We start from the raw sequence: 21,714 nt of genomic DNA, 5'->3' as shown, positions 1-21,714 counted from the left end.
CATCCTTGTCGAACGCGCCCGCGTCCTGCCGAAAAGTGCGTTCCTGCTGAAAAGGCTTCCGTTGCCGATGAAAATTGCCAACCTGCTTCGCGCCACGGCGCTGGTGTCCGTCGTCGCGCTGCTGCCCGCCACCACCGCCGGGCTGGCCGCAGTCGATGCGCGCTCGGGCCCCGAGTTCAGCAAGCTGCTCGCGGTCTATGAACGGGTGAAGGCCAACTATGTCGAGCCGGTGGATGACCAGAAGCTGGTCAAGGGCGCGATCGACGGGATGCTGGCCAGCCTCGATCCGCATTCGTCATACCTCGATGCGCGCGATTTCGAGAACCTGAAGACGCAGACCGACGGCAACTACGGCGGGCTCGGCCTGTCGGTGACGATGGACGACGGCGCGGTCAAGGTCATCGCGCCGACCAAGGGCAGCCCGGCCGACCAGGCCGGCCTCAAGTCGGGCGACTTCATCACCCACCTCGACGGCAAGCTGATCTTCGGCGGCACGCTCGACGATGCGGTGGACCAGATGCGCGGCGCGCCGGGCACGCAGATCCGCCTGACGATCTTCCGCCAGGGCCGCGACGATCCGTTCGATGTCACCATCACCCGCCAGATCATCGATCTCAAGCCGGTCAACTGGGACTACAAGGACAACGTCGGCGTGATCTCGGTCTCGACGTTCAGCGCCAACGTCGGCAGCCAGGTCGCCACTGCGGTGCGCGAGATCAAGGCCAAGGCGGGCGGCCACCTGTCGGGCATCGTGCTCGACTTGCGCGAGAATCCGGGCGGGCTGCTCGATGAAGCGGTGTCGCTGTCCGACCTGTTTCTTGAAAAGGGCGTGATCGTGTCGCAACGCGGCCGCTATCCGCGTGACAACGAGACCTATAACGCCGAACCCGGCGACGTCGCCAAGGGCCTGCCGATGATCGTGCTGGTCGATGAAGGATCGGCCTCGGCCTCCGAAATCGTCGCCGGCGCACTGCAGGACCAGCACCGCGCGCTGATCATGGGCGAGCGCAGCTTCGGCAAGGGCAGCGTGCAGACGCTGATTCCGCTGACCCGCGACACCGCGTTGAAGCTGACCACCGCACGGTACTACACGCCATCGGGCCGGTCGGTGCAGGAAGGCGGGATCAATCCCGACATCGCGGTGCCGCAGATTTCCGATCCCGACATGCGCAAGCGCGCGCTGCGCTCGTTCCGCGAAAGCGATCTGCGCGGCCACCTCGTCAACGAAGCCAAGCTCGACGACAAGGATCTGGAGAAGGACAAGGCCGAAGATCCGCGCTTCAAGATGACTGCCGAGGAACTGAAGGCCAAGGGCATCGACGATTTCCAGCTGTATTACGCAATGCAGACGCTGAACCGCACGGCAGCGCCCGCGCTTGCCTCGCGCCGCAAGTAGCGCCGCGATGGGTCCGCAATCGTCGCGCAACGCCGCCTACCTGATCGCGCTGCTGCTGCCTGCGGCGCTGATGGCCGCCGTGCTGGTCGCGCAATACGGCTTCGGCCTGCCGCCGTGCGAGATGTGCTGGTGGCAGCGTTACGGCCACATCGCGGGTATCGTGCTGGCGCTCGGCGCTTGGGGATTGCGCGGGCGTGGCAACGGGTCGGCGGGCGATCCGCTGGTGGTCCTCGCCGCGTCGGCCATTGCCGTGAGCGGGCTGATCGGCGCGTTCCACGCCGGGGTCGAATACCACTGGTGGCAGGGCTTCACGACGTGTTCGAGCAGCCGGCTGGGCGGCGGCGATCCGCTGGCCGCGATCATGAACGCGCCGCTGATCCGCTGCGACGTGGCGGCGTGGACGCTGTTCGGGGTGAGCCTGGCGGGCTACAACTTCCTCGTCTCGCTACCCGGCGCGGCGCTCATCGTGGCGCTGCTCGGGCGGGCTCGCGGCGCGACACCGCAGGGGCACTTGGCATGAGCGCTACCCGGCCGGACTCGCGGACCGAGCAGATGCTGCGGGTGGACCAGGCGGGTGAGTACGGCGCGACGCGGATCTATGCCGGGCAACTGGCGGTGATGGGCGATCGCGCACCGGGTTCGGCCGACATCGCGGGCATGGCGGCGCAGGAAGCAGACCACCGCAAGCGCTTCGACGCACTGCTGGCAAAACGCGGGGTGCGGCCCACCGCGCTGCAGCCGGTGTGGTCTGCCGCCGGCTTCGCGCTGGGCGCGGCGACCGCACTGATCGGCCCCGAAGCGGCGATGGCCTGTACCGCCGCGATCGAGACCGAGATCGAGCGGCACTATACCCAGCAGCTTGATGAACTGGGCGACGGCGATCCTGAACTGGCCGCGATGATCACCGAATTTCGCGATGATGAGCGCGAGCATCACGCCACCGCGCTGAAGGCGGGGGCAGAGCGTGCGCCGGCCTATCCGGTGCTGTCGGGCGCGATCCGGCTGGGCTGCCGCGTGGCGATCGCGCTGTCGAAGCGGATCTGACGCGCCGGGACGGGGCTCCATCGGAACCGCCGGGCTTCATCTATCATTCAAGCAATGCGCCCCTATATCGGGTGCAGCCCCCATTGGCCGGAGACCGATCATGACGCCCAAATTCTACCGCGCCACCGCACTGGCGATCCTGGCGGGTGGCATGCTGGGCGGTGGCGCTGCCCGCGCCCAGGACGCGCAATCACTCGCCTCGGCCGAGGAGAAGGTCAACCAGCTGATCATCTACGGCAACGACCCTTGCCCCGCGTCTGCCGACGGCGGGATCACCGTCTGCGCACGCAAGGCCGAGGCGGAACGCTTCCGCATCCCGGCGCCGCTGCGCGACGATCCCAACAAGGCCGCCAACATGGCGTGGACCGAACGGGTCAAGACGTATGAGACGGCAGGAGCTTTCGGCATCAACAGCTGCTCGCCGATCGGAGCCAACGGCGCGACCGGCTGCATGGCCAAGCTGATCAAGAATGCTTACGCCGAAAAGGCCAACGGCACCGACGTCCACTTCGGCAAGCTGATCGACGATGAACGCCAGAAGCGCCTGTCGACGATCGACGCCGATACCGCCGCCGAACAGGCGCGGGTGGAAAGTCTGGAGAAAGCCTACGACGCCAAGGTCGCCAAGGAAAAGGCGGCCGCAGCGGGCGAGCCTGCGGCGGATGCAGTGCCGCCCAAGTACTGAGCTTCGTGCAGCAAACCTCGCGCGCTGGAGTCCGATGTCATCTTCTTGATCCGCTCATCCCGAGCGAAGTCGAGGGATCGCGCGCAGCAAGTACGCTGGTTTCTCAACGTGTCTCGACTACGCTCGACACGAGCGGGGTGACGTAAATCAATCTTGCGCCATCAGGCTCTAGAGTGGTCGCCTACCCCGCCAGCGCCCGCTGCGCCGCCACGCCATTGCCCCAGTCGTGGATGCGCGCCCAGAACTGCGTCCGCGTGTGGGCGAAGTTGTGCATGTGGGCCATGCGCGGGCAGACGTAGAGCTGGATGTCGGTCGCGCTCTTGAAAGCCTTGGGTTCTGCCCAGGGATCGGGCACCACGTCGCGCTCGCCCACGCCGATGAACACCGGCACCCGGATCGACGCGGCCTCGATCGCCACGGCGCCGGGTGCGACCATGTACAGGCCGCAGGCCGGCGTGGTGGCAGAGCGCCATTCGGGCAGCGGATCGGTCAACCCGGCAGAGGCCTCCATGTCCAGTGCGACGATGTCGGCCGGCTGGTCGTCATAGTGGAACGACCACTGGAACGGATGTTCGCCCGCGCGCGCCGCTGCCTGCAACGCAGCGGCATCGCCAAGCTGCGGGCCTTGCGATGCGGCCAGTTGCGCAAGGTTGAAGATCTTGGGCGCGGCCAGCTTGCTCCGGCGCGAAACCCACGGCCATACGGCTGCGGGCTGGCCGGGCCGGGTCGGCACCACGGTGTGGATGCCGCTGTAGCCGAGCACGCCCACGCCATCGAACGTCTCGTGGTTGCCTTGCGCGACGATGGCAAAGCACCCGCCCATCGACTGGCCGATGCCGAGGCACGTGGCGTTGGCGATCGGTGGCAAGCCGGGCGCCAGCGTGCCCGCCGCGATCCGCTCCATGACGCGGCGCACGGTGGCGTCGTTGCCGGCGGCCACCACATCCAGATCGACCAGATCGTCGGGCGGAATGGTGGATGCGCCGAAGCCGATGTGATCGCAGGCGACGAAGATCCAGCCGCGTGCGGTATGGTATCCGGCTTCGCCCCCACCCTGCCCGTCGGGCATGTCGAAGCTGTAGTAGCGCCGGTTGTAGCCGCCGCCGGGAAACGCAAAGCACACCACCGGCGGATCGGCCAGCGCGCCGTCGTCGGGCAGGAACACGGTCACGGCAGTGTGCACCGGCATGCCGATGGCCACCGCATCGGTCACGTCCACGGTCAGTTCGATGGGTTCACGCAACGTCGGTCTCCGGCAAATAAGGGCAGCGTCAGGTTATCGCGACGGGATACGTCGGCGTTGCGCCGACGACTTGGGCATAAAGGTCCGGCGCCATCCACACATGTTCGACATAATGGCCCAGCGTCTTGCGCTCGTCGGTGTAGAGGAACCGCATGACGTCGCCGAGCGCGCCCTGGAACGCGATCGGGTGCCGCGCCAGATCGAGCGAGGCGACGTGCGCGTCCCAGTTTTCCAGCGGGCCATCGATGCGGATGCACACGTGGTGAAACCGGATGGCGAGGTCGCTTCCGCCCGGAAGCACGTCCTTGAACAGCGGCGCGGTGTCGCCGATCGGCTCGATCAGCTCGATCTCCACCCCGCCGACGCGGGCAAGGCCGATCTTCAGTTGCGGCCCGCCGTCGTCCGAACCCGTGCCGACGTTGGTGAAGACGTAGAACCCCGGCGTATCGAATTCGCTGCGGAACAGAGCGATCGCCGCGTCGATGTCATTGGTGACATAGGCCACCTGGCTGTGCTGGCTGTTGGGGCGTGCGAACATGCGGGTGGTCCTTTGTCGGATCAGTTGGCGAACAGCTTGCCGCCATCGATCACCAGCGTATCGCCGGTGTGATAGCGCGCTGCATCGCTGGCCAGATAGACCGCGGCGCCCTCCAGATCCTCCGGCTGGCCGATGCGGCCGAGCGGGACCCTGGCAGAGACGCCCACCGCCATCATCGCGCCGATCTCGGGGTCGGCAAAGGTCATCTCGGTTTCGATGAAGCCCGGCGCGATCACGTTGCAGCGGATGCCGTGCGGCCCCAGTTCCGCCGCCAGCGCCCGGGCCAGCGAATTGAGGCCGCCCTTGGCGATGCCGTAATGCGCCAGCGTGGGCACGCCTTGCGCGATCGATCCGCTGCCGCAGATGATCAGCGAACCGCCGGGATCGCCGGCGATGGCGCGGTCGACCATGTGCTTTGCCACCGCGCGCAGCGTGAACACCGCGCCATCGAGGTTGACGTCGATCAGTTCGCGATAAGCCTCGCGCGTCATGTCGACGAACGGCACTTGCGTGGCGATGCCGGCATTGGCGACGGCGATGTCGATCCGCCCCAGTTCGGCAACCGCGCGTGTCACGCCGGCCACGATTGCGGCATCGTCGCGCACGTCCACGCTGTCGGCGATCACGCGCACGCCATAAGCGCGCAGCTTGTCCGCCGCGGCCTCGTTCTTGTCGGCGCGACGGCCCCAGATGACGATATCGGCACCGGCTTTGGCCAGCCCGCGCGCAAAGGCAAAGCCCAGGCCGGAATTCGCGCCGGTGACCAGCGCCACCTTGCCCGAAAGATCGAACATGCTTGTGGGCAATGAACCCTCCCCAGAAATACCGGCAACGCGATGGTGCCTGGCGTGCCCGTTGTGTCGCAAACGGCGGTCCACCGCCAAGCGCTATCCCGCGCGTCGGACAGCCATTGCTATCGCGCGACTGCCGCCCTGTCGTCCGCTGCCGCGATCAGTTTCGGACCGTCTGCCGGAACGCCTTGGGCGTCATCCCCATGGCCTTGCGAAAGGCTGCCGAAAACGCCGCCGGGGTTTCGAACCCGCAACGCCAGGCGATTTCCTTGATCGGCGGGCGCGGCTGCACCAGCAGCGCCTTGGCCCGCGCAATTCGGCGGTCGGCGGCATAATGGGCCAGGGTCTGGCCGGTCGAAACCCGGAACAGGCGGAAGAAGTGGCGCGTGCTGACCCCGCACAGCCCGGCCAGTTCGGCGACGCTGGGCAGCTTGCCGGGTTGTTCGATCGCCTCTTCGATTCGGCGCAACTGCCCCGGATCAAGCCGCGAAGGACCGCCACAGCCATGCCCCGGCCCGGCCCGGTTGCTCCGGAAATAACGATGGAGCTGCACGCCCACGTCGGTCATCAGGGCTTCGGCCAGCAGCCCGCTGCCAAAGTCCGGGCACTCGATCTCGCGCGCCAGCCGCATCAGCGCATCGCGGACATGCGGGCTGCGCACGTCGAGCGAGGCTTCCAGCGCGGCGCCGTCGGCGATCAGGTCCGCGTCGTTGCCGACCAGCCCCTCGAACCCGCAGCAGATCGACCGTTGCTCGCCCTCGCCCCACCGCGTTTCCAGATCCTGCCCGGCCGGGATGAAGATGATGTCGCCCATCGGAATCGGCGCGCTGCGCGGCAGGGCGGTGTAGCGCCCCGAGGGGCCTCCGGGCCGACGCGACAAGGCGAGGTCGAGAAATCCGCGCCCCGACCGGAACACACCGCTTTGCGGGCCGGTGAAGCGGTAGTGGTGCAACTCCACCGTGGCGCGGGGCAAAACCATGCGCCCGGCGACGCGGCAATCCATCCCGCGGACATCGGGAACATCGAAGACTGCCGAAATGCTCGCCATGGGCTTGCTCCTCTGGGCCTCGACCGATCTGCGTCGGTCTGAGCCTTGTGCTGCAGCATGTCTGCACCGCGAGCGGCGCCGCTATCCACTGCCGTACTGCTCATCTGGCACAACGGAAACCGGTTGAACGCCCGCCTTTGGATAGGCGTGAAATTCGAATCGGCGTCCATTCTCGCGGCGCAAACAAATGCTGGCCGCCGTCAACGAACGGGCGGAACGAAGGGATGCGGACGATGGGTATCGAGGAAAACAAGGCCGTGGTGCGCAGCTGGTTCGAAGCGGTGAACCGCGGTGACGAGGCTGCGATCCTGGCCACGACCGCCGAAGACTTCAACTTCATGACGATGGCGCGCCAGCCCGAATGGCTGCTGTACAACTGGAACCGCGATCAGTTTTCCAAGGTGCCGACCACCATGTCGACCGTGCTGAAATCGCCGATCCAGCTCAAGATTCTGGACATGACCGCAGAAGGCGATCGCGTTGCGGTCGAAGCGGAAACCGATTCGGAAATGCTCAACGGCAAGCGCTACAACAATGCGTACCATTTCGTATTCAAGCTGCGCGACGGCAAGTTCATCGAAGTGCGCGAATACAGCTGCAGCTATCTGGCGCAAAGCTGCTTCGGCGCGGTGACGCCGGACGACCCCGCCGCCTCGAAGATGGCAGAAGCCTGATTTCAAACCCGTTTATCCCAGGAGAAGTGCGATGCGTACGGACACACTGGACCGTCTGAACACGACGATGGAAGCGCAGCTGGTGCGCGACGATCATCCGGCTGGTTTCCCCTATCTGCCCCCGGTTCCTTCAAGCCGCTATACCGATCCCGGCTTCGCCAAGCTGGAGCATGACGAGCTGCTGATGAAGAACTGGCTGCTGGCCGGCCATGTTTCCGAACTGCCGGCGGCCGGTTCCTACTTCCTGTTCGAACAGCTCGACCAGTCGGTGATCATCTCGCGCGCCAAGGATGGTGTGATCCGCGCGTTCCACAACTCGTGCCGGCATCGCGGATCGGCGCTGCTGCTCGAACATTCGGGCAAGGCCATGCGGTTTGTGTGCCCCTACCACTCGTGGGGGTATTCGCTGGAAGGCGAGCTGAAATCGGTGCCCGACCAGCACGACTTCACTTGCTTCGAAAAGGCCGACCACGGACTGAAGCCGGTGCGGTGCGAAATCGAACGCGGCATGATCTTCATCAACTTCGATGAGAACGCCGGGTCGCTCGCCGATTTCATGGCGCCGCAGGCCCCGCAGAAAGTGGGCTATCCGATCGAAAAGATGGTCGTGAAAAAGCGGTTGCTGGTCGAAATGAACTGCAACTGGAAGCTGGCGCTGCACAACTTCCTGGAAATCTATCACGTCGCCACGGTCCACGCGAAGACGCTGGCGCCGCACCTCAATTCACAAAGCTTCGTCATCGCGCTGTTCGAGAACGGCCACATGCGATTCGGCACGCGCAAGAAAAAGGGCGAGTCGCTGTTTCAGCCCAGCTTGTTCAAGCCCGATGACATCGCCGACGTGTTCCGCGAATGCACCATCGCGCTGCCGACGTTCCCCAACACGTTCTACTCGCTCGATCCCATCGGGTTCTCGCTGCAGAGCTTCTGGCCCGCCGGCGTCGACAAGTCGATCATGGAAGTGCGGCTGATGGGCTGGGACGTGGACAGCGATGAGGACCGCGCCCACTGGGATGCGATGGACGGCATCGTGCGCAACATCTTGTCCGAGGATCTGTGCCTGTTCCGCTCGATCCAGCAGTCGCTGACGCGCGGAACGATCCCGCAGCTGACCTTCGGCTATCAGGAACGCGCTCTGTACTGGTTCGAGGAAGAAGTCGACCGCCGCATCGGCGCGCACAATATCCCCGAGTCGCAGCGCGTCGCGCCGGTCCTCGCCGAACAAATGGAACGCTGAACGGGTTTTGGGAACGAGTCTTGGCTCCGGCGGCATCGTGCCGACCGGAGCCTGACCTCGCTCACGCGTCGACGATCGCCAGCGCGGACTGGGGGCAGGCATCCGCCCCTTCGCGCGCGCGGTCTTCCAGCCCTTCGGGCACGATCTCGTCATCGACAAAGACGATGCCGTTCTCGTCCAGCTTGTAGACCTCCGGGCAGATTTCGGCGCAAACCCCGTAACCGCAGCACGCGGGTTTATCGATTACAACTTTCAGGCGTTTGGACATGGGTCCTCCTCTCCAGAGCCAAATACATGTTGAACACCTTTGGTTCAACCTGTACAAGCAACCAACGAAATTTTAGATGGAGAGGATCATGCTTCAAAAAGCAACGTTCACGCTGTCCGACGGCGCGACGCTCGATGATCTCGTCATGCGGGACTCGTACGAAGTCGCGCTGCGGGTGATGAGCGACGAAGAGCTTTACAAGCTCGAGATGGAGCGCATTTTCGCCAAGACGTGGCTGCTGCTGGCGCATGATACCGAGATTCCGAACGCCGGTGATTTCGTGGTCCGCGACATGGGTGAGGATCAGGTGATCGTCACCCGCGATCGCAGCGACGCTATCCACGTTTCGCTCAACGTCTGCCCGCATCGCGGCATGAAAGTGTGCACCGCCGAAGCCGGCAATGCCCATGCCCATCGCTGCATCTACCACGGCTGGGCGTTCCGCCCCGACGGCAGCTTCATCGGTGCGCCGGTCGAAAAGGAGCAGATGCACGGCAATGTTCTGGGCAAGGACAAGCTGGGCCTCAAGAAAGCCCGCGTCGAGGTCTATGGCGGCCTGATCTTCGCCACCTGGGACATCGAAGGTCCTTCGTTCGACGAATATCTCGGCGACATGAAGTACTATCTCGACCAGCTGTTCTGCCGCACCGATGCGGGCCTCGAGATGCTCGGCCCGCCGCAGCGCTTCGTCCTGCCGTGCAACTGGAAGATCCCCGGCGAGCAGTCGGGTTCGGACGGCTTCCACACGCTCACGCTCCATCGCTCGCTGATGGAAGGCGGCGTGATGGGCGGCACCGCCGAATCGATCTACGACAACGCGCCGGGCATGTACGGCGTCGATGTCAGCTGCGAACAGGGCCACTCACTGCGCTGCCTCGAAGCCGCGCAGACCTTCAAGATGTTTTCGGACATCAGCTTCGAAGGCAAGACGGTGGAGGAACGGCTGCACATGCTGCCCCCGCCGGGCATCACCGAGAACCTGATCCCGCAGCTGTTCAAGAACCTGTCGGCCGATCAGGTCGAGCAGCTGGCGACGATCCCGCCGCAGGTTGGCGGCCTGTTCCCCAACATCCTCGTCGCGTTCATTTTCGCGCCGCGGACCGATGGCGGCTCGTCGGGCGCGCTGGCGCTGCACACGTACGTGCCGCGCGGGCCGAACCACGTGGAGTTCATCAACTTCATCTTCGCCGAAAAGGACGCGCCCGAGCAGGTCAAGCGCGACATGCTGCAGAACTCGATCCAGCAGACGGGCACGTCGGGCATTATCGAACAGGACGATGCCGACACCTGGCCGCAGATCATGCGCAACGCGCGCGGCGTGGTCAGCAAGGACCAGACGCTCAAGTACCAGGCGCTGCACGGGCATGAACGTCCCGAAGGCTGGAAGGGCGAAGGCTTGCTCTATCCCGGCTTCACCAAGGACGACACCCAGTGGAACTGGTGGATGGCCTATTACAACCTGATGGCCGACGCCTGAACTTTGCCAAGGGCGAAAACGGTCTTTAGAGAGGACGCACAATGGTAAATTACGCGACCGCGGCTGTCGAAAAGGCAGGCGTGATGCGGGGGCTGGTGTCGAAGAACCGGGTCCCGCTGGGCTCGGAGATCTACAACCGGATTCTCGAAACGCTGTATGACGAAGCCGCCGCGCTCGACGAGCGCCGGTTCGATGACTGGGTGGCGATGCTGGAGCAGGACCTGCTCTACACCGCGCCGGTCCGCCTCACCCGCAGCGGTCCCAACAAGGACCGCGACGTGATGCGGACGATGATGCACTTCGACGACAACTACCAGTCGATCCTGATGCGCACCGGGCGCCTGTCCAAGAGCGCATGGGCCGAAGATCCGCCGTCGCGCACGCGCCGGTTCGTCACCAACACCCGCGTCGCGGAATGCGAAGCTGCCGGTGAATACGAAGTGTCGAGCTATCTCTATGTCGAGCGCAGCCGCTTCGACAATCCGCACAACGAAACGCTGAGCGCGGAACGTCGCGACATCTGGCGCGTGGTCGATGGTGCGTACAAGCTGGCGCGGCGTGAGATCATCGTCGACCAGTCGACGCTCGGCATGTCGAACCTCGCCATCTTCCTCTGATCCGATGAGCGCAGCGGCTGCACCCCATGTCGTCGTCGTCGGCAGTGGCCTGGCGGGCTACGGCGTTCTGCGCGAGCTGCGAAAGCTCGCGCCGGACGCCAGCCTCACGCTGGTCACCCATGACGACGGGCATTTCTACTCGAAGCCCGCGCTGTCGACCGCGCTGGCCAAGGGCAAGATCGCCGACACGCTGATCACCACGTCGGGTGAGAAGATGGCGGCGCAGCTCAAGCTCGATCTGCGCGCCGGGCGCATGGCCGAAGGGCTCGACCGCGAAGGCAAGGTGCTGCTGACCACCGGCGGGCCGATCTTCTACGACCGGCTGGTGCTGGCGCTGGGTGCAGACCCGGTGCGGCCGCCGATCGACGGCGATGCCGCGCATCTGGCGATCGCGGTCAACTCGCTCGACCACTATCGCGAATTTCGCGAAAAGCTGCCCGACGGCGCGCGCGTGCTGGTGATGGGCGCAGGCCTCGTCGGCACCGAATTCGCCAATGATCTGGTGACCACCGGGTACAAGCCCGTGGTCGTCGACATGCTCGGCCACCCGCTGGCCCAGCTCGTGCCCGCCGCCATCGGCGATGTGGTGCGCGATACGCTGGCCGGCCATGGCGTGGAATGGCATCTCGGCCGCAAGGTCATGGCCATTCACAAGCACGAGGCAGGCGGCCTTCGCGCCCAGCTTGACGACGGCACCGAAATTCTGGCCGATGTCGTGCTGTCGGCGGTGGGCCTGCGCCCCAACATGGATCTGGCGCGCGATGCCGGGCTGACCGTGGGACGCGGGATCAAGGTCGATCAGACCGGGCGCACCAGCGATCCCAACATTTTCGCGATCGGCGATTGCGCAGAATATCCGCAAGGCCTGGCCGCCTATGTCACCCCGATCATGGCCGCCGCGCGCGCGATTGCGCCCAGCGTGCTGGGCACGCCCACCGACATCCGCTTCCCGACGCTTTCGGTCCAGGTCAAAACGACAACCTACCCTATTGTGCTGCTTCCCAAGCCTGTCGGTGTTGATGGACAATGGCGATTGACCGATGACGGGGGCGCTGGTCTCAAATACCTGTTTGTCGATAACGACGGCGCGACGCGCGGCTATGTGCTGACGCAGGATCGCTGCCAGGAAAGGATGGAGATGGATAAGCTGTTGATCGAATCCCTGCGCGAGACTGCCGCATGACCGGTCTGTTGCAAGACAAGGTCGCGATCGTCACCGGCGGCGCCAAGGGTCTCGGCCACGGCATTTCCCGCCGGATGGCGCGCGAAGGGTCGCATCTGCTGATCACCGGCCGCGATGGCGCTGCGACCGAGCGCGTCGCCGCCGAAATCCGTGCCGAATTCGGCGTGGGTGCCGTGGGCATTTCGGCGGACATGGCGGTCAAGGATCAGGTGGTCGGCATGATCGACCGTGCGGTGGCCGAATTCGGCGGGCTGGATACGCTGGTGCTCAACGCCTCGGCGCTGTCGCCCAACATCCTGCTCGAGCACAAGACCGACGAAATGCTCGAGGAGACGCTGAACATCGGCACGTTCGGCAGCTGGTGGGCGATGCGCGCCGCGTTCCCGCACATGAAGGCGCGCGGCGGCGGCTCGATCGTCACGTTCTATTCGATCGACGCGCAGACCGGGGCCTGGCTGCACAGCGATTACAACATGAACAAGGGCGCGATCCTGGGCCTGACGCGGTCCGCCGCGGTCGAATGGGGCCGGTTCAACATCCGCACCAACGCGATCGCGCCCACCGGCATGGGCCAGGTGTTCGCCGATCTGGCCGAGAACGTGCCCGGCTTCCTCGAAATGGCCACCGCCAGCAATCCGCTCAAGCGGGCAGGCGATCCCGAGAACGACATCGGCCCGGTGGTGGTATTCCTTGCGTCAGACATGTCGCGCTTCGTCAATGGCGAACTGATCAACGTGGACGGGGGGCAGCATCTTCCCGGCTACGTCAGCGTGCCCCACAATCTGGCAGAACTGGAGGCGGCCGGGTGAAACTGCTCCCGCACGGCGAATGGGGCGGCACCGCCGTCGGCGATCAATACGCCAGCGTCCAGAAGATCCTGGACGGCACGTTGCGCGCCATTCGCAGTGTCGGCGCAAGGCGCCTGTCGATGCGCGACATCAGCGATGCCAGCGGCGTCTCGCGCGGGACGCTGTACCGCTACTTCGCCTCGAAGGAAGACGTGCTGGCGGCGGTGTCGGAATATGTCTGCTCCAGCTTCGAGCAGGGCATCGCCGAAGTTGCGGATTCGATCGCGGACCCGATGAAGCGCTTTCGCGCGGTGATGCAGTTTTTCGCGCACTTCACCATCGATCGTTCGCCCGACCGGATTTTCGAGGTCGAGCCCGCTTTCCATCTCGAATTCCTGCGCACCCATTTCGCGCGCCACCAAGCCGCCGTGCGCGAAGCGCTGGAGCCGACGCTGGATTATCTCGAACGCAAGGTCGGGGAGCCGATCAACCGCGACATCCTGATCGAAACGCTGGTCAGGCTTCAGCTCAGCACGCTGGTCATACCGGCGGACGACAACTGGATGCGCAGCTGGAACGAATCGCCCGAGCACATCCTGCAATGGGCACTGCAGACCGTCGGCTATCGTGCCGAACCGATAGAAAGGACAAACTGATGGCCACCGTTGCCAAACTCAACGTCGACGCCGCGCGTGGCTTCGCGTCAAAGGACATCGCGGACGGATTTGTCGAACTCGCGCGCAGCCTGCGCCCGCTGTTGCAGAGCGAAGCCGCCGCCGGTGAAAAGCTGCGCGCGCCGACCCCGGCGGTGGACAAGGCGCTCAAGGAGCATGGCCTGCTACAACTGCTGCTGCCCAAGCGGCTCGGCGGCCACGGCCTTTCCACCACCGACTTCTGCCGCGTGCAGATCGAAATCGCCAAGGGCGATCCGGCGGTGAGCTGGGTGATGCAGATCATCAACGGCACCAGCTGGATCACCAGCCTCGCGTCCGATGGCGTGCAGGATGCGGTGTTCGGCGATGGCCCGCAGCCGGTCTGCGGCGCGTACAATCCGCCGGGCAAGGCCCGCAAGGTCGATGGCGGCTGGATCATCAACGGCAAGTGGCCCTACATGTCCGGCTCGCGCCAGTCGACCTGGGCGCAGCAGGGCGTGGTGCTGGAAGACTACGACGGTCCCGTCGTTCCCGGCATCAACATGTGCTACCTGCCGATGGCTTCGATGACGATCGTCGACAGCTGGTTCGTGTCGGGCATGCAGGGCACCGGTTCGGACACCGCGATTGCCGAGAACGTGTTCATTCCCGACACCCAGATGATGCTGATGGATGAGCGTGCGGGCCAGATCGACACGACCAAGCGCCATTTCGGCGATCCGTCCGATATGCTGCCGGCGGTTCCGGTCGTGCGCACCACGGGCATTGCCCAGCTGATCGGCGCGGTCGAGGCGATGGTCGAGATCGTCACCGCCGAATCGGCCAAGAAGCCGGTGCTGACCACGTTCATCACCAGCCGCAACAATTCGGGCGCGTACATGCGCGATCTGGGCGAAGCGGCGGCGATGGTGAACACCGCCAAGCTGATCCTGTTCGACCTGACCGCCAAGCTCGACCGCGTCGCGCTGGGCGAGGAATTCACCCTTGCCGAAAAGGCGATGCATCGCTCCGCCGGTGCGCAGATGATCGAACTGGTCCACGGCGCCAGCGAATCGCTGATGTTCCAGGCGGGTTCCTCGGCGTTCTCGCTCGACAAGCCGATCAACCGCTACTGGCGCGACGTGTCGATGGCCACGCGCCACATCCAGAACATCCCGACCATCGGTTACGAGATCTATGGCCGCAATCTGGCTGGTGCCGACGGCATTTCGCCTCCCGGCGCTTACTGATCCGTCACCCGGTTCGGGCCGTCCGCGCACATCGCGCGGGCGGCCCTGTCCGTCCCGGCACAAGGGAATTCCGACCGATGAAGGCCGCCATCATCGCCGCCGACGGCAGCTTCGCACTGGCTGACCACGCAGCACCGCTGGCCGCCGATGGCTGCCATGTGGTCGATGTGTCTGCCGCCGGCATCGGCCCGACCGACCTGATGCGCGCGAACGGATTCTTCGGCCCGGTCACCGGGGCGTATGTGCCCGGCGGCGAGGGCGTGGGCACGCTGGCCGATGGCACGCGGGTCTATTTTGGCCACAGCGCCGCGCCGTTCGGCGCCATCGCCGAGCAGACGCTGGTCCCCGATGCGGAAGTCTGGCCCTGCCCGGCACAGCTTGCGGATGATCAGGTGATCGCGCTCGCCATCTCGGGCACCGGCGCGCTCATCCCGATGGAAGAGGCGCGCATCCAGCCGGGCGACAATGTCCTGATCCTGGGTGCGACCGGCCCGGTCGGCCAGATCGCGCTGCAGATCGCGCGGGCGTTCGGCGCGGGTCACGTGGTGGCAGCGGCGCGCAACCCGGAACGGCTTGCCGCGCTGGCCGTGCGGGGCTGGGCCGATGCGACCGCGCAGCTGGGCTCAGGCGATGACGAGGCGGCGTTGAAAGCCGTGTCCAACGGCGGCTTCGACGTGGTGCTCGACGTGATCTATGGCCCGCCTGCCGAGGCCGCCATGCGCGCCACGCGGCCCGGAGCGCGGATGATGAGCATCGGCGTGCAGGCGGGCCAGACGGTATCGCTTTCATTGCGCGACCTGGTGTTCCGCAGCCACATCGGCGTGGGCACCGGGCAGCGTCCCGCAGCGGAGCGCCGCGCCGCGTTTCATCGGCTGATGGCGATGGCCACGGACAAAGGCCTGACGGTCGACACCGCCGTGTTTTCGTTCGATCGCGCGGCCGATGCCTGGGCGGCGCAGGCGGGCAGTCCGCACGCCAAGATCGTCATCCAGCGCTAACCCACTGGAATTCAGGCGATCGCGCCGACCGATCCGCCATCGACGCGCAAGGCCGCGCCGGTGATGTAGGACGCGCGTTCGGACACGAGGAAACACGCGGCATCCGCCAGTTCTTCCACCCGGCCCATCCGCGCCAGCGGGATCGTCGCCCGCCACACTTCGGCAATCACGCGCTTTTCCAGCGCGGCCCCGGTTTCGGTGAAGCCTGCGGCGGCCGCACTGTTGTCGATCGACTGCTGCGTGTTCGGCGTCAGCACCGGACCTGACACCAGCGTGTTGACCAGCACCCCGCAATCGCCCAGCTCGGCCGAAAGCGTTGCCGTCATCGAATGCAGCGCTAGCTTGGCCGCCGCGTATTCGGGATGGTTCAACATCGCGCGATAGGCCGCCCCGCTGCTGACGTTCAGCACCCGGCCCCACCCCCGCTCGCGCATCGACGGCACGATGGCCTGGATCAGCTGCACGGCATAGAACGTCGATGTCTGGAACTGCCGCTGCCACGCATCGGCCGGCGCATCGAACCAGCGGTGCGGATCGGACGCCGCGCCCGCGCAGTTGATCAGGATGTCGACCGGTCCGGTCGCCAGCGCCTCGCGCGCCAGCCGGGCCACTTCGCCAGGATCGTCCAGCGGCGCCAGCAGCAGCGAAGCCTTGCCGCCTGCCGCCGCGATGCCGTCGCACACCGCCAGCGCGCTGTCGCGGCTGCGGCCGTGGACGATGATCTCCACCCCTTCACCCGCCAGCGCGATGGCGATGGCCGCGCCGATCCCGCTGCTCGATCCGGCGATCAGCGCACGGCGTCCGGAAATGCCAAGGTCCATGCTGTCAGGTTATCCTCTTTCGAATTCGCCGCCCGATCGTCGTCACCAGCGGTGGCGCCACTGCGAGCCGCGCAGCCGCCGCCGCAGCGTTTGCTGGCGCTCGTCCGCTGTCACCATCGGCGTGTCGGCCGGAAGGTGATCGCGTAGCGTGGCGGCATCGACCACCCGCAGGCGCGGTTCGGGGCCGGAACTTGCCTGTGTCCAGCGCAGCATCAGCGATCCGGTCAGGTGCCCGCCGCAGTCGAGCCAGTTGGGCACGCCCGGGTCCTGCGCCGCGATCACCGCGCGGAACCGGCCATCGCTGTCGAGCGTCGCCTGCGCGGCGTTGAGACTGCTCTGGCGGTTGAACCAGTCGATCGTGTTCCACAGCGGGTCGTTCAGCTGGATGTTCCAGTAGCGCACCGTCTCTGGCAGTTCGGTCTCGAGGATCATCGCCTGCCCCGGTTCGAGCGCGAAGATGCCTTGGTAGTAGTGCTGGCCCGACAGGCCGCCCCGCCCGGCCCAGTCGTCATGCTCCAGCCGGTTGACCACGCCTTGCGCCCGCTGCCGCGCGCCGTAACCCATGGCAAAGCCGACATAGCGTTCGACGAACGCGGAGAGTGCGGACAGGCGGCGCGCGATTTCGGCTGCGTCCATGCGCGATGGGCCGATCGGGCGGTCGACCCGCTCGATCGCGATCCTGGCTTCTTCCTCGTCACCCCAGTTGTAGTAGGCGCGCCGTACCGCGATGTTGCAGGCGCGGGGATCGAGCCGCACCCAGTCGCCGTTGTGCCCCTCGGGCCGCTCCGCGCTCAGCAGGATGTCGAAGCTGCCGTCCGGGCCCAGGGCTTGCTGGTCAAGGTCGATGAAGCCGACCGAGGGCCCGAACTGGTCCAGCACGCCGATCGACCCGGCGTTGATGTCGAAGATCACGAACACCCCGCCGCCGCGCTTGCCGCTCAGCCGATAGGTCCCCTCGCCCCGGATCGAGGCCGATCCGTAGATGAAATCGGGATTGACCCCCACGCTGTTCATCACGTTGCTGACCGCGCAAGTGAATTCGGGGTGGTCGGGATCGACGAACGTGCTCTGGAACCCGGCTGCCAGTGCCATGAACATCAGGCGATAGGCCTCCTGCCGGGCCAGCGGGTCCGCAGGATCGGCCAGCAGATCGAGCACGCTGTCCGCCTTGGCCAGTAGCCCCAGGTAATCGGACCACTGCGGCAGGGCCGCGCCTTCGGACGTTTTCACGTCAGACGAAGTCACGGTACGTCTCCGTATAGCGCGCGAACCGGTTGCGCACGGTCTGTTCGTCCAGCCCGAATTCTTCCAGGCTGTAGCTGCGCTTGCCGTGCTTGTCGGCGGGGTTTTCGTCCAGCCAGCGCAGCACGTTGGCCGCGCCTTCGTCAGTCAGTTCGCGGCCGAACTGGGCATAGGCCTTGCGGATCGTGCCGACCGGATCGGTGATCAGGTCCTTGAACCGCATGTCGTGGATCGGCAGATCGGGCGTGGCCGCGCGATAATCCATCATCGCCTCGATCCCGTCGGACCACAGGTTGAGGAATTCCTGCCCGATCTTGTCCTTGCCCGGCTCGTCGTAGGCGGGGCTGCGGATCACGTACATCAGTTGCGAGATCGACGCGACGACTTGCGTCGGGTCGCGGTGCGGCTGGATGAAGATCGCATCGGGATAGACGGCGCGCAGTTCGCGCATCTTGTACATGTGCTCCTGGATTTTCAGCACCCAGTGCTTGCGCGGGTTCTTCCAGCCCAGCTGCTGCAGCCACATCTTGTGGACTTCATAGCGGAACGTGGCGTCGATGCCCTTGAACCAGTCATAGAAGCGCGGCAGATTCTGCAGCATGCACACGTTGCTGCTCTGGAACGAGCTGGTCATGAACGATCCGCATTCCTGCGGGATCATCGCGCCCAGCGGGTGGCCCTTGAGCAGTTCCTTGGGATCGCCGCCGAACGATTCCCACAGATAGGCATCGTACTTGGCAATGCGCGGATCGGTCAGTTCGGTGGCCTGTTCCGGCGGCGGCGAGGGATAGGCGATTTCCCACTGCAGCGGCGCGCGCACGTCCGGATCTTCGTTCAGCAGCGCGTGCAGCACGCTGGTGCCGCAGCGCGGCAGGCCGACGATGAACAGCGGCTCGCGGATCTCGACATCGGCGATCTCGGGATAGCGCGCGCGGTCGTCGGCGATCTGCTTCAGCCGGCCAAGATCGTCGTGGATCTGGAAAAGCACCCGGGCGCGGCCGTTGGCGTTGAGGTCGGTCATCTCGGCGGCCGAACGGATCATCATCGCCAGTCCCGGACGCACGTTTTCGCGCAAGTATTCGGGCAGCGGGTACTGATCGAGCAGCGTGTCCGCATCGAGCCTGGAAATATCGGTGTTCGCCACGGTTGCCATTGCTTCGGTTCCTTGTTGCCTCGTGCTTTCCCTGCGGCCAGCGTCCGAACGGTGCCCTGCCCTGCCGGGCGCAAAACCTATCGTCGGACTGGTCGGCATCCGGCTGCCACGGCGCCGTGGCAGCGACCGACCACGACGTTGGACCCGGCGGCAACTTGGGGGTAAGGTCGCGGCCATCACGGCAAAGTCCTCGACCTATCCTTTGGCGGGTCAGGGCCTGACTGCAATATCCCAAGCCGCCGGGAAGCGGATGTCGGCTGCGTTGCGGAACATGCCAGGTGCAGGAGCGGAGTGAATGAAGCTTGGCATACGCGGTCCGTGGGACGACCTGAGCGCCGATGCGGGCGATCTGAACTGTGCGTTCGCGGCGATGCCGCTGGCGGACATGATCGCGGCGGCGCAGGCGCTGACGCTGGCCGGCCACGGCGCGATCGTCACCTATTCGCGCAAAGTGTTCATTCCGCTGACGAAACTGTGTCGCGACGTCTGCCATTACTGCACATTCGCGCAAACTCCGGCGAAGGCAGGCGACGCCTATCTGAGCCGCGAGGCGGTGCTGGCGATTGCGCGCGCGGGCGCCGCGATGGGGTGCCGCGAGGCGCTGTTCACGCTGGGGGACCGGCCCGAGGCGCGCTATTCCGCCGCGCGCGAGGCCCTGGCCGAACTGGGGCACGAAACGACGCTGTCGTACCTCGCCGAAGTGGCGGCGCTGGTGTTCGACGAGACCGGGCTGCTGCCGCATCTCAACCCCGGGCTGATGGAGGCCGCCGATTACGCGGCGCTGCGACCGCACGCGGCATCGATGGGGATCATGCTGGAATCCGCGTCCGACCGGCTGTGCGATAAGGGTGAGGCGCATCACGGTTCGCCAGACAAGGCGCCCGCGCTGCGGCTGGCCTCGATCGCGGCTGCGGGTGAGGCGAAAGTGCCTTTCACCACCGGCCTGCTGATCGGCATCGGCGAGACCCGGCTCGAGCGCATCGAGGCGCTGCTGGCGATCCGCGAGCTGCACGCCAAGTACGGGCACGTCCAGGAAGTGATCATCCAGAACTTCCGCGCCAAGCCCGGCACGAAGATGGCGGACCGGCCCGAGCCGACCCTGGAAGACCATCTTTGGACCATCGCGGCCGCGCGGCTGATCCTGGGCGCGGACATGACCATCCAGGCGCCGCCCAACCTGCACGACCGTTCCGCGCTGGGCGATCTGATCCGCGCCGGGGTGAACGACTGGGGTGGGGTCTCTCCGCTGACCCCCGACCACGTCAATCCCGAGGCGCCATGGCCGCATCTGGAAGTGCTGGCCGATGCCACCGCTGAGGCCGGGCGCGCCTTGCGTCAGCGGCTGGCGATCGGGCCGCGCCATGCGCAACATGCGGCCAAGTGGTGCGATCCGCGCATCGCGCCGGCCGTGCGGCGCGCGGTGGACGGGCGTGGCTTGCCCAAGGACAGCGACTGGTCCGTCGGGCACGGCGATGCGGTGCCCGACCTGGTTCCGGCGCCTGCCACCGACGCCATCGCCCGCATCCTGACGCTGGTCGAGGACGGCCAGAAGCTGGATGAGGACGCGGTCGCGCACCTGTTCACCGCCGAGGGCGATGATTTCGACGCCGTCTGTGCGTTCGCCGACCGGATGCGGGCCGAAGTCGTGGGCGATACCGTGACGTATGCGATTAACCGCAACATCAACTATACCAACATCTGTCTGTACCGATGCGGTTTCTGCGCGTTCTCCAAGGGTAGCACGCGCGCGATGCGCGGGCCGGCCTATCGGCTCGATTTCGAGGAGATCGGCCGCCGCGCCGCCGAGGCGGTGGAGCGTGGGGCGACCGAAGTCTGTCTGCAGGGGGGCATTCACCCCGATTATGACGGCAACACCTATCTCGACATCCTGGCGGCGGTCCGCGCGGCAGCGCCCGGGGTGCATATCCACGCGTTCTCGCCGCTGGAGGTAACGCACGGCGCCCGCACGCTGGGCCTGCCGCTGGAGGACTTCCTCAGCCGGCTGAAGCGGGCAGGGCTGGCGACGCTTCCGGGCACGGCGGCCGAAATCCTCGATCCCGAGGTGCGCGAAATCCTGTGTCCCGACAAAGTCAGCGCCGACGAGTGGCTGGACGTGATGCGCGCCGCGCACAGCGTGGGCTTGCGGACCACGGCGACGATCATGTTCGGGCACGTCGAGCAATATCGCCACTGGGCGCGCCATCTCGCGCAAGTGCGCGCGTTGCAGGAAGAAACCGGCGGGTTCACCGAATTCGTGCCGCTGCCGTTTGTCCACATGGAAGCGCCGATCTGGCGCAAGGGCCTTGCCCGATCTGGCCCGAGCTATCGCGAGGCGGTGCTGATGCACGCCATCGCGCGGATCGTGCTGCATCCGGTCCTGACCAACATCCAGGTGTCGTGGGTCAAGCTGGGTCCGGAGGCGGCGGCGGCGGTGCTGAAGGCCGGCGCCAACGATCTGGGCGGTACGCTGATGGACGAATCGATCACGCGTGCGGCCGGCGGGGTCAACGGGCAGGAGTTCGGGCCCGCCGACATGATCGCGCTGGCCCGGCGTGCCGGGCGGCCATCGCGCCAGCGCACCACGCTTTACGAACTGGTGCCGGACCATCGTCCGGCGATGACGGAGTGA

General features: G+C 66.0%; 22 protein-coding genes. 14 read left to right on the top strand and 8 right to left on the bottom strand.

Annotated features, from left to right (window positions below):
• The first annotated feature begins 67 nt into the window (after positions 1 to 67).
• From NL2_RS00535 to NL2_RS00520, 4 genes are all read left to right on the top strand, one after another.
• Positions 68 to 1,396 (top strand): S41 family peptidase, encoded by a 1,329-nt coding sequence (locus NL2_RS00535; protein ID WP_068070600.1) that lies wholly within the window; start codon positions 68 to 70, stop codon positions 1,394 to 1,396.
• Between the two features lie 7 nt (positions 1,397 to 1,403).
• Positions 1,404 to 1,916 (top strand): disulfide bond formation protein B, encoded by a 513-nt coding sequence (locus NL2_RS00530; RefSeq protein ID WP_068070598.1) that lies wholly within the window; start codon positions 1,404 to 1,406, stop codon positions 1,914 to 1,916.
• Positions 1,913 to 2,440 (top strand): demethoxyubiquinone hydroxylase family protein, encoded by a 528-nt coding sequence (locus tag NL2_RS00525; RefSeq protein ID WP_068070596.1) that lies wholly within the window; start codon positions 1,913 to 1,915, stop codon positions 2,438 to 2,440. The genes NL2_RS00530 and NL2_RS00525 overlap by 4 nt, the downstream gene beginning before the upstream one ends.
• Positions 2,441 to 2,540: 100 nt before the next feature.
• Positions 2,541 to 3,125, top strand: coding sequence for a hypothetical protein (locus NL2_RS00520; RefSeq protein ID WP_068070594.1), 585 nt, complete (start codon positions 2,541 to 2,543; stop codon positions 3,123 to 3,125).
• Between the two features lie 181 nt (positions 3,126 to 3,306).
• Here the strand turns inward: NL2_RS00520 and NL2_RS00515 are convergent, their stop codons facing one another.
• From NL2_RS00515 to NL2_RS00500, 4 genes are all read right to left on the bottom strand, one after another.
• Positions 3,307 to 4,368, bottom strand: coding sequence for an alpha/beta fold hydrolase (locus tag NL2_RS00515; RefSeq protein WP_068070592.1), 1,062 nt, complete (start codon positions 4,366 to 4,368; stop codon positions 3,307 to 3,309).
• 28 nt (positions 4,369 to 4,396) lie between these two features.
• The gene (locus NL2_RS00510; RefSeq protein WP_068070590.1) at positions 4,397 to 4,906 is read right to left on the bottom strand and encodes a VOC family protein; all 510 of its coding nucleotides are present in this window, start codon (positions 4,904 to 4,906) and stop codon (positions 4,397 to 4,399) included.
• 20 nt (positions 4,907 to 4,926) lie between these two features.
• The gene (locus NL2_RS00505; RefSeq protein WP_245647507.1) at positions 4,927 to 5,712 is read right to left on the bottom strand and encodes an SDR family NAD(P)-dependent oxidoreductase; all 786 of its coding nucleotides are present in this window, start codon (positions 5,710 to 5,712) and stop codon (positions 4,927 to 4,929) included.
• 145 nt (positions 5,713 to 5,857) lie between these two features.
• A complete protein-coding gene (locus NL2_RS00500) occupies positions 5,858 to 6,745 on the bottom strand; it encodes a helix-turn-helix transcriptional regulator (protein WP_068070586.1) in 888 nt (295 codons plus the stop codon).
• A 233-nt stretch (positions 6,746 to 6,978) separates the two neighbouring features.
• Here NL2_RS00500 and NL2_RS00495 point away from each other — a divergent pair, with 233 nt between their 5' ends.
• Both NL2_RS00495 and NL2_RS00490 read left to right on the top strand, forming a co-directional pair.
• Positions 6,979 to 7,419, top strand: a complete 441-nt coding sequence (locus tag NL2_RS00495; RefSeq protein WP_169799442.1) for a nuclear transport factor 2 family protein — start codon at positions 6,979 to 6,981, stop codon at positions 7,417 to 7,419.
• 31 nt (positions 7,420 to 7,450) lie between these two features.
• The gene (locus tag NL2_RS00490; protein ID WP_068070582.1) at positions 7,451 to 8,656 is read left to right on the top strand and encodes an aromatic ring-hydroxylating oxygenase subunit alpha; all 1,206 of its coding nucleotides are present in this window, start codon (positions 7,451 to 7,453) and stop codon (positions 8,654 to 8,656) included.
• Between the two features lie 61 nt (positions 8,657 to 8,717).
• Here NL2_RS00490 and NL2_RS00485 read toward each other — a convergent pair whose 3' ends face one another.
• On the bottom strand, positions 8,718 to 8,924 hold the full coding sequence (locus tag NL2_RS00485) for a ferredoxin (protein WP_068070580.1): 207 nt from the start codon (positions 8,922 to 8,924) through the stop codon (positions 8,718 to 8,720).
• 88 nt (positions 8,925 to 9,012) lie between these two features.
• On the opposite strand from NL2_RS00485, the gene NL2_RS00480 reads away from it, so the two are divergent.
• From NL2_RS00480 to NL2_RS00450, 7 genes are all read left to right on the top strand, one after another.
• Entirely contained in the window at positions 9,013 to 10,401 is a 1,389-nt protein-coding gene (locus NL2_RS00480) for an aromatic ring-hydroxylating dioxygenase subunit alpha (RefSeq protein ID WP_068070919.1), read from the top strand.
• Between the two features lie 41 nt (positions 10,402 to 10,442).
• On the top strand, positions 10,443 to 11,018 hold the full coding sequence (locus NL2_RS00475) for an aromatic-ring-hydroxylating dioxygenase subunit beta (RefSeq protein WP_068070578.1): 576 nt from the start codon (positions 10,443 to 10,445) through the stop codon (positions 11,016 to 11,018).
• A gap of 4 nt (positions 11,019 to 11,022) precedes the next feature.
• The gene (locus NL2_RS00470) at positions 11,023 to 12,201 is read left to right on the top strand and encodes an NAD(P)/FAD-dependent oxidoreductase (RefSeq protein WP_068070576.1); all 1,179 of its coding nucleotides are present in this window, start codon (positions 11,023 to 11,025) and stop codon (positions 12,199 to 12,201) included.
• Positions 12,198 to 13,010 carry an SDR family NAD(P)-dependent oxidoreductase gene (locus tag NL2_RS00465; RefSeq protein WP_068070574.1) on the top strand — a complete coding sequence of 271 codons (813 nt, stop codon included), beginning with the start codon at positions 12,198 to 12,200 and terminating at the stop codon, positions 13,008 to 13,010. The genes NL2_RS00470 and NL2_RS00465 overlap by 4 nt, the downstream gene beginning before the upstream one ends.
• Complete coding sequence (locus NL2_RS00460; RefSeq protein WP_068070572.1) at positions 13,007 to 13,645, top strand: TetR/AcrR family transcriptional regulator; 639 nt, start codon at positions 13,007 to 13,009, stop codon at positions 13,643 to 13,645. Before NL2_RS00465 ends, NL2_RS00460 begins: the two co-directional genes overlap by 4 nt.
• Positions 13,645 to 14,871, top strand: a complete 1,227-nt coding sequence (locus tag NL2_RS00455; RefSeq protein ID WP_174522572.1) for an acyl-CoA dehydrogenase family protein — start codon at positions 13,645 to 13,647, stop codon at positions 14,869 to 14,871. The genes NL2_RS00460 and NL2_RS00455 overlap by 1 nt, the downstream gene beginning before the upstream one ends.
• A gap of 77 nt (positions 14,872 to 14,948) precedes the next feature.
• Positions 14,949 to 15,869: a quinone oxidoreductase family protein gene (locus tag NL2_RS00450; RefSeq protein ID WP_068070568.1), complete on the top strand. Its 921-nt coding sequence runs from the start codon at positions 14,949 to 14,951 to the stop codon at positions 15,867 to 15,869.
• 11 nt (positions 15,870 to 15,880) lie between these two features.
• Here NL2_RS00450 and NL2_RS00445 read toward each other — a convergent pair whose 3' ends face one another.
• Genes NL2_RS00445 through NL2_RS00435 form a run of 3 tightly spaced genes read right to left on the bottom strand, consistent with a single transcriptional unit; the run spans position 15,881 to position 19,085 of the window.
• On the bottom strand, positions 15,881 to 16,690 hold the full coding sequence (locus tag NL2_RS00445) for an SDR family NAD(P)-dependent oxidoreductase (protein ID WP_068070566.1): 810 nt from the start codon (positions 16,688 to 16,690) through the stop codon (positions 15,881 to 15,883).
• 42 nt (positions 16,691 to 16,732) lie between these two features.
• Positions 16,733 to 17,935, bottom strand: coding sequence for a DUF1214 domain-containing protein (locus tag NL2_RS00440; protein WP_245647506.1), 1,203 nt, complete (start codon positions 17,933 to 17,935; stop codon positions 16,733 to 16,735).
• Positions 17,922 to 19,085: a sulfotransferase family protein gene (locus NL2_RS00435; RefSeq protein ID WP_068070564.1), complete on the bottom strand. Its 1,164-nt coding sequence runs from the start codon at positions 19,083 to 19,085 to the stop codon at positions 17,922 to 17,924. Before NL2_RS00435 ends, NL2_RS00440 begins: the two co-directional genes overlap by 14 nt.
• 295 nt (positions 19,086 to 19,380) lie before the next feature.
• On the opposite strand from NL2_RS00435, the gene cofH reads away from it, so the two are divergent.
• Positions 19,381 to 21,714 (top strand): 5-amino-6-(D-ribitylamino)uracil--L-tyrosine 4-hydroxyphenyl transferase CofH, encoded by a 2,334-nt coding sequence (cofH, locus tag NL2_RS00430; RefSeq protein WP_174522571.1) that lies wholly within the window; start codon positions 19,381 to 19,383, stop codon positions 21,712 to 21,714.

Source organism: Novosphingobium lentum NBRC 107847 (assembly GCF_001590965.1).
GTDB lineage: Bacteria > Pseudomonadota > Alphaproteobacteria > Sphingomonadales > Sphingomonadaceae > Novosphingobium > Novosphingobium lentum.
Note: the sequence above shows the minus strand (reverse complement) of the source record. Positions and strands in the feature narration are given on the sequence as shown.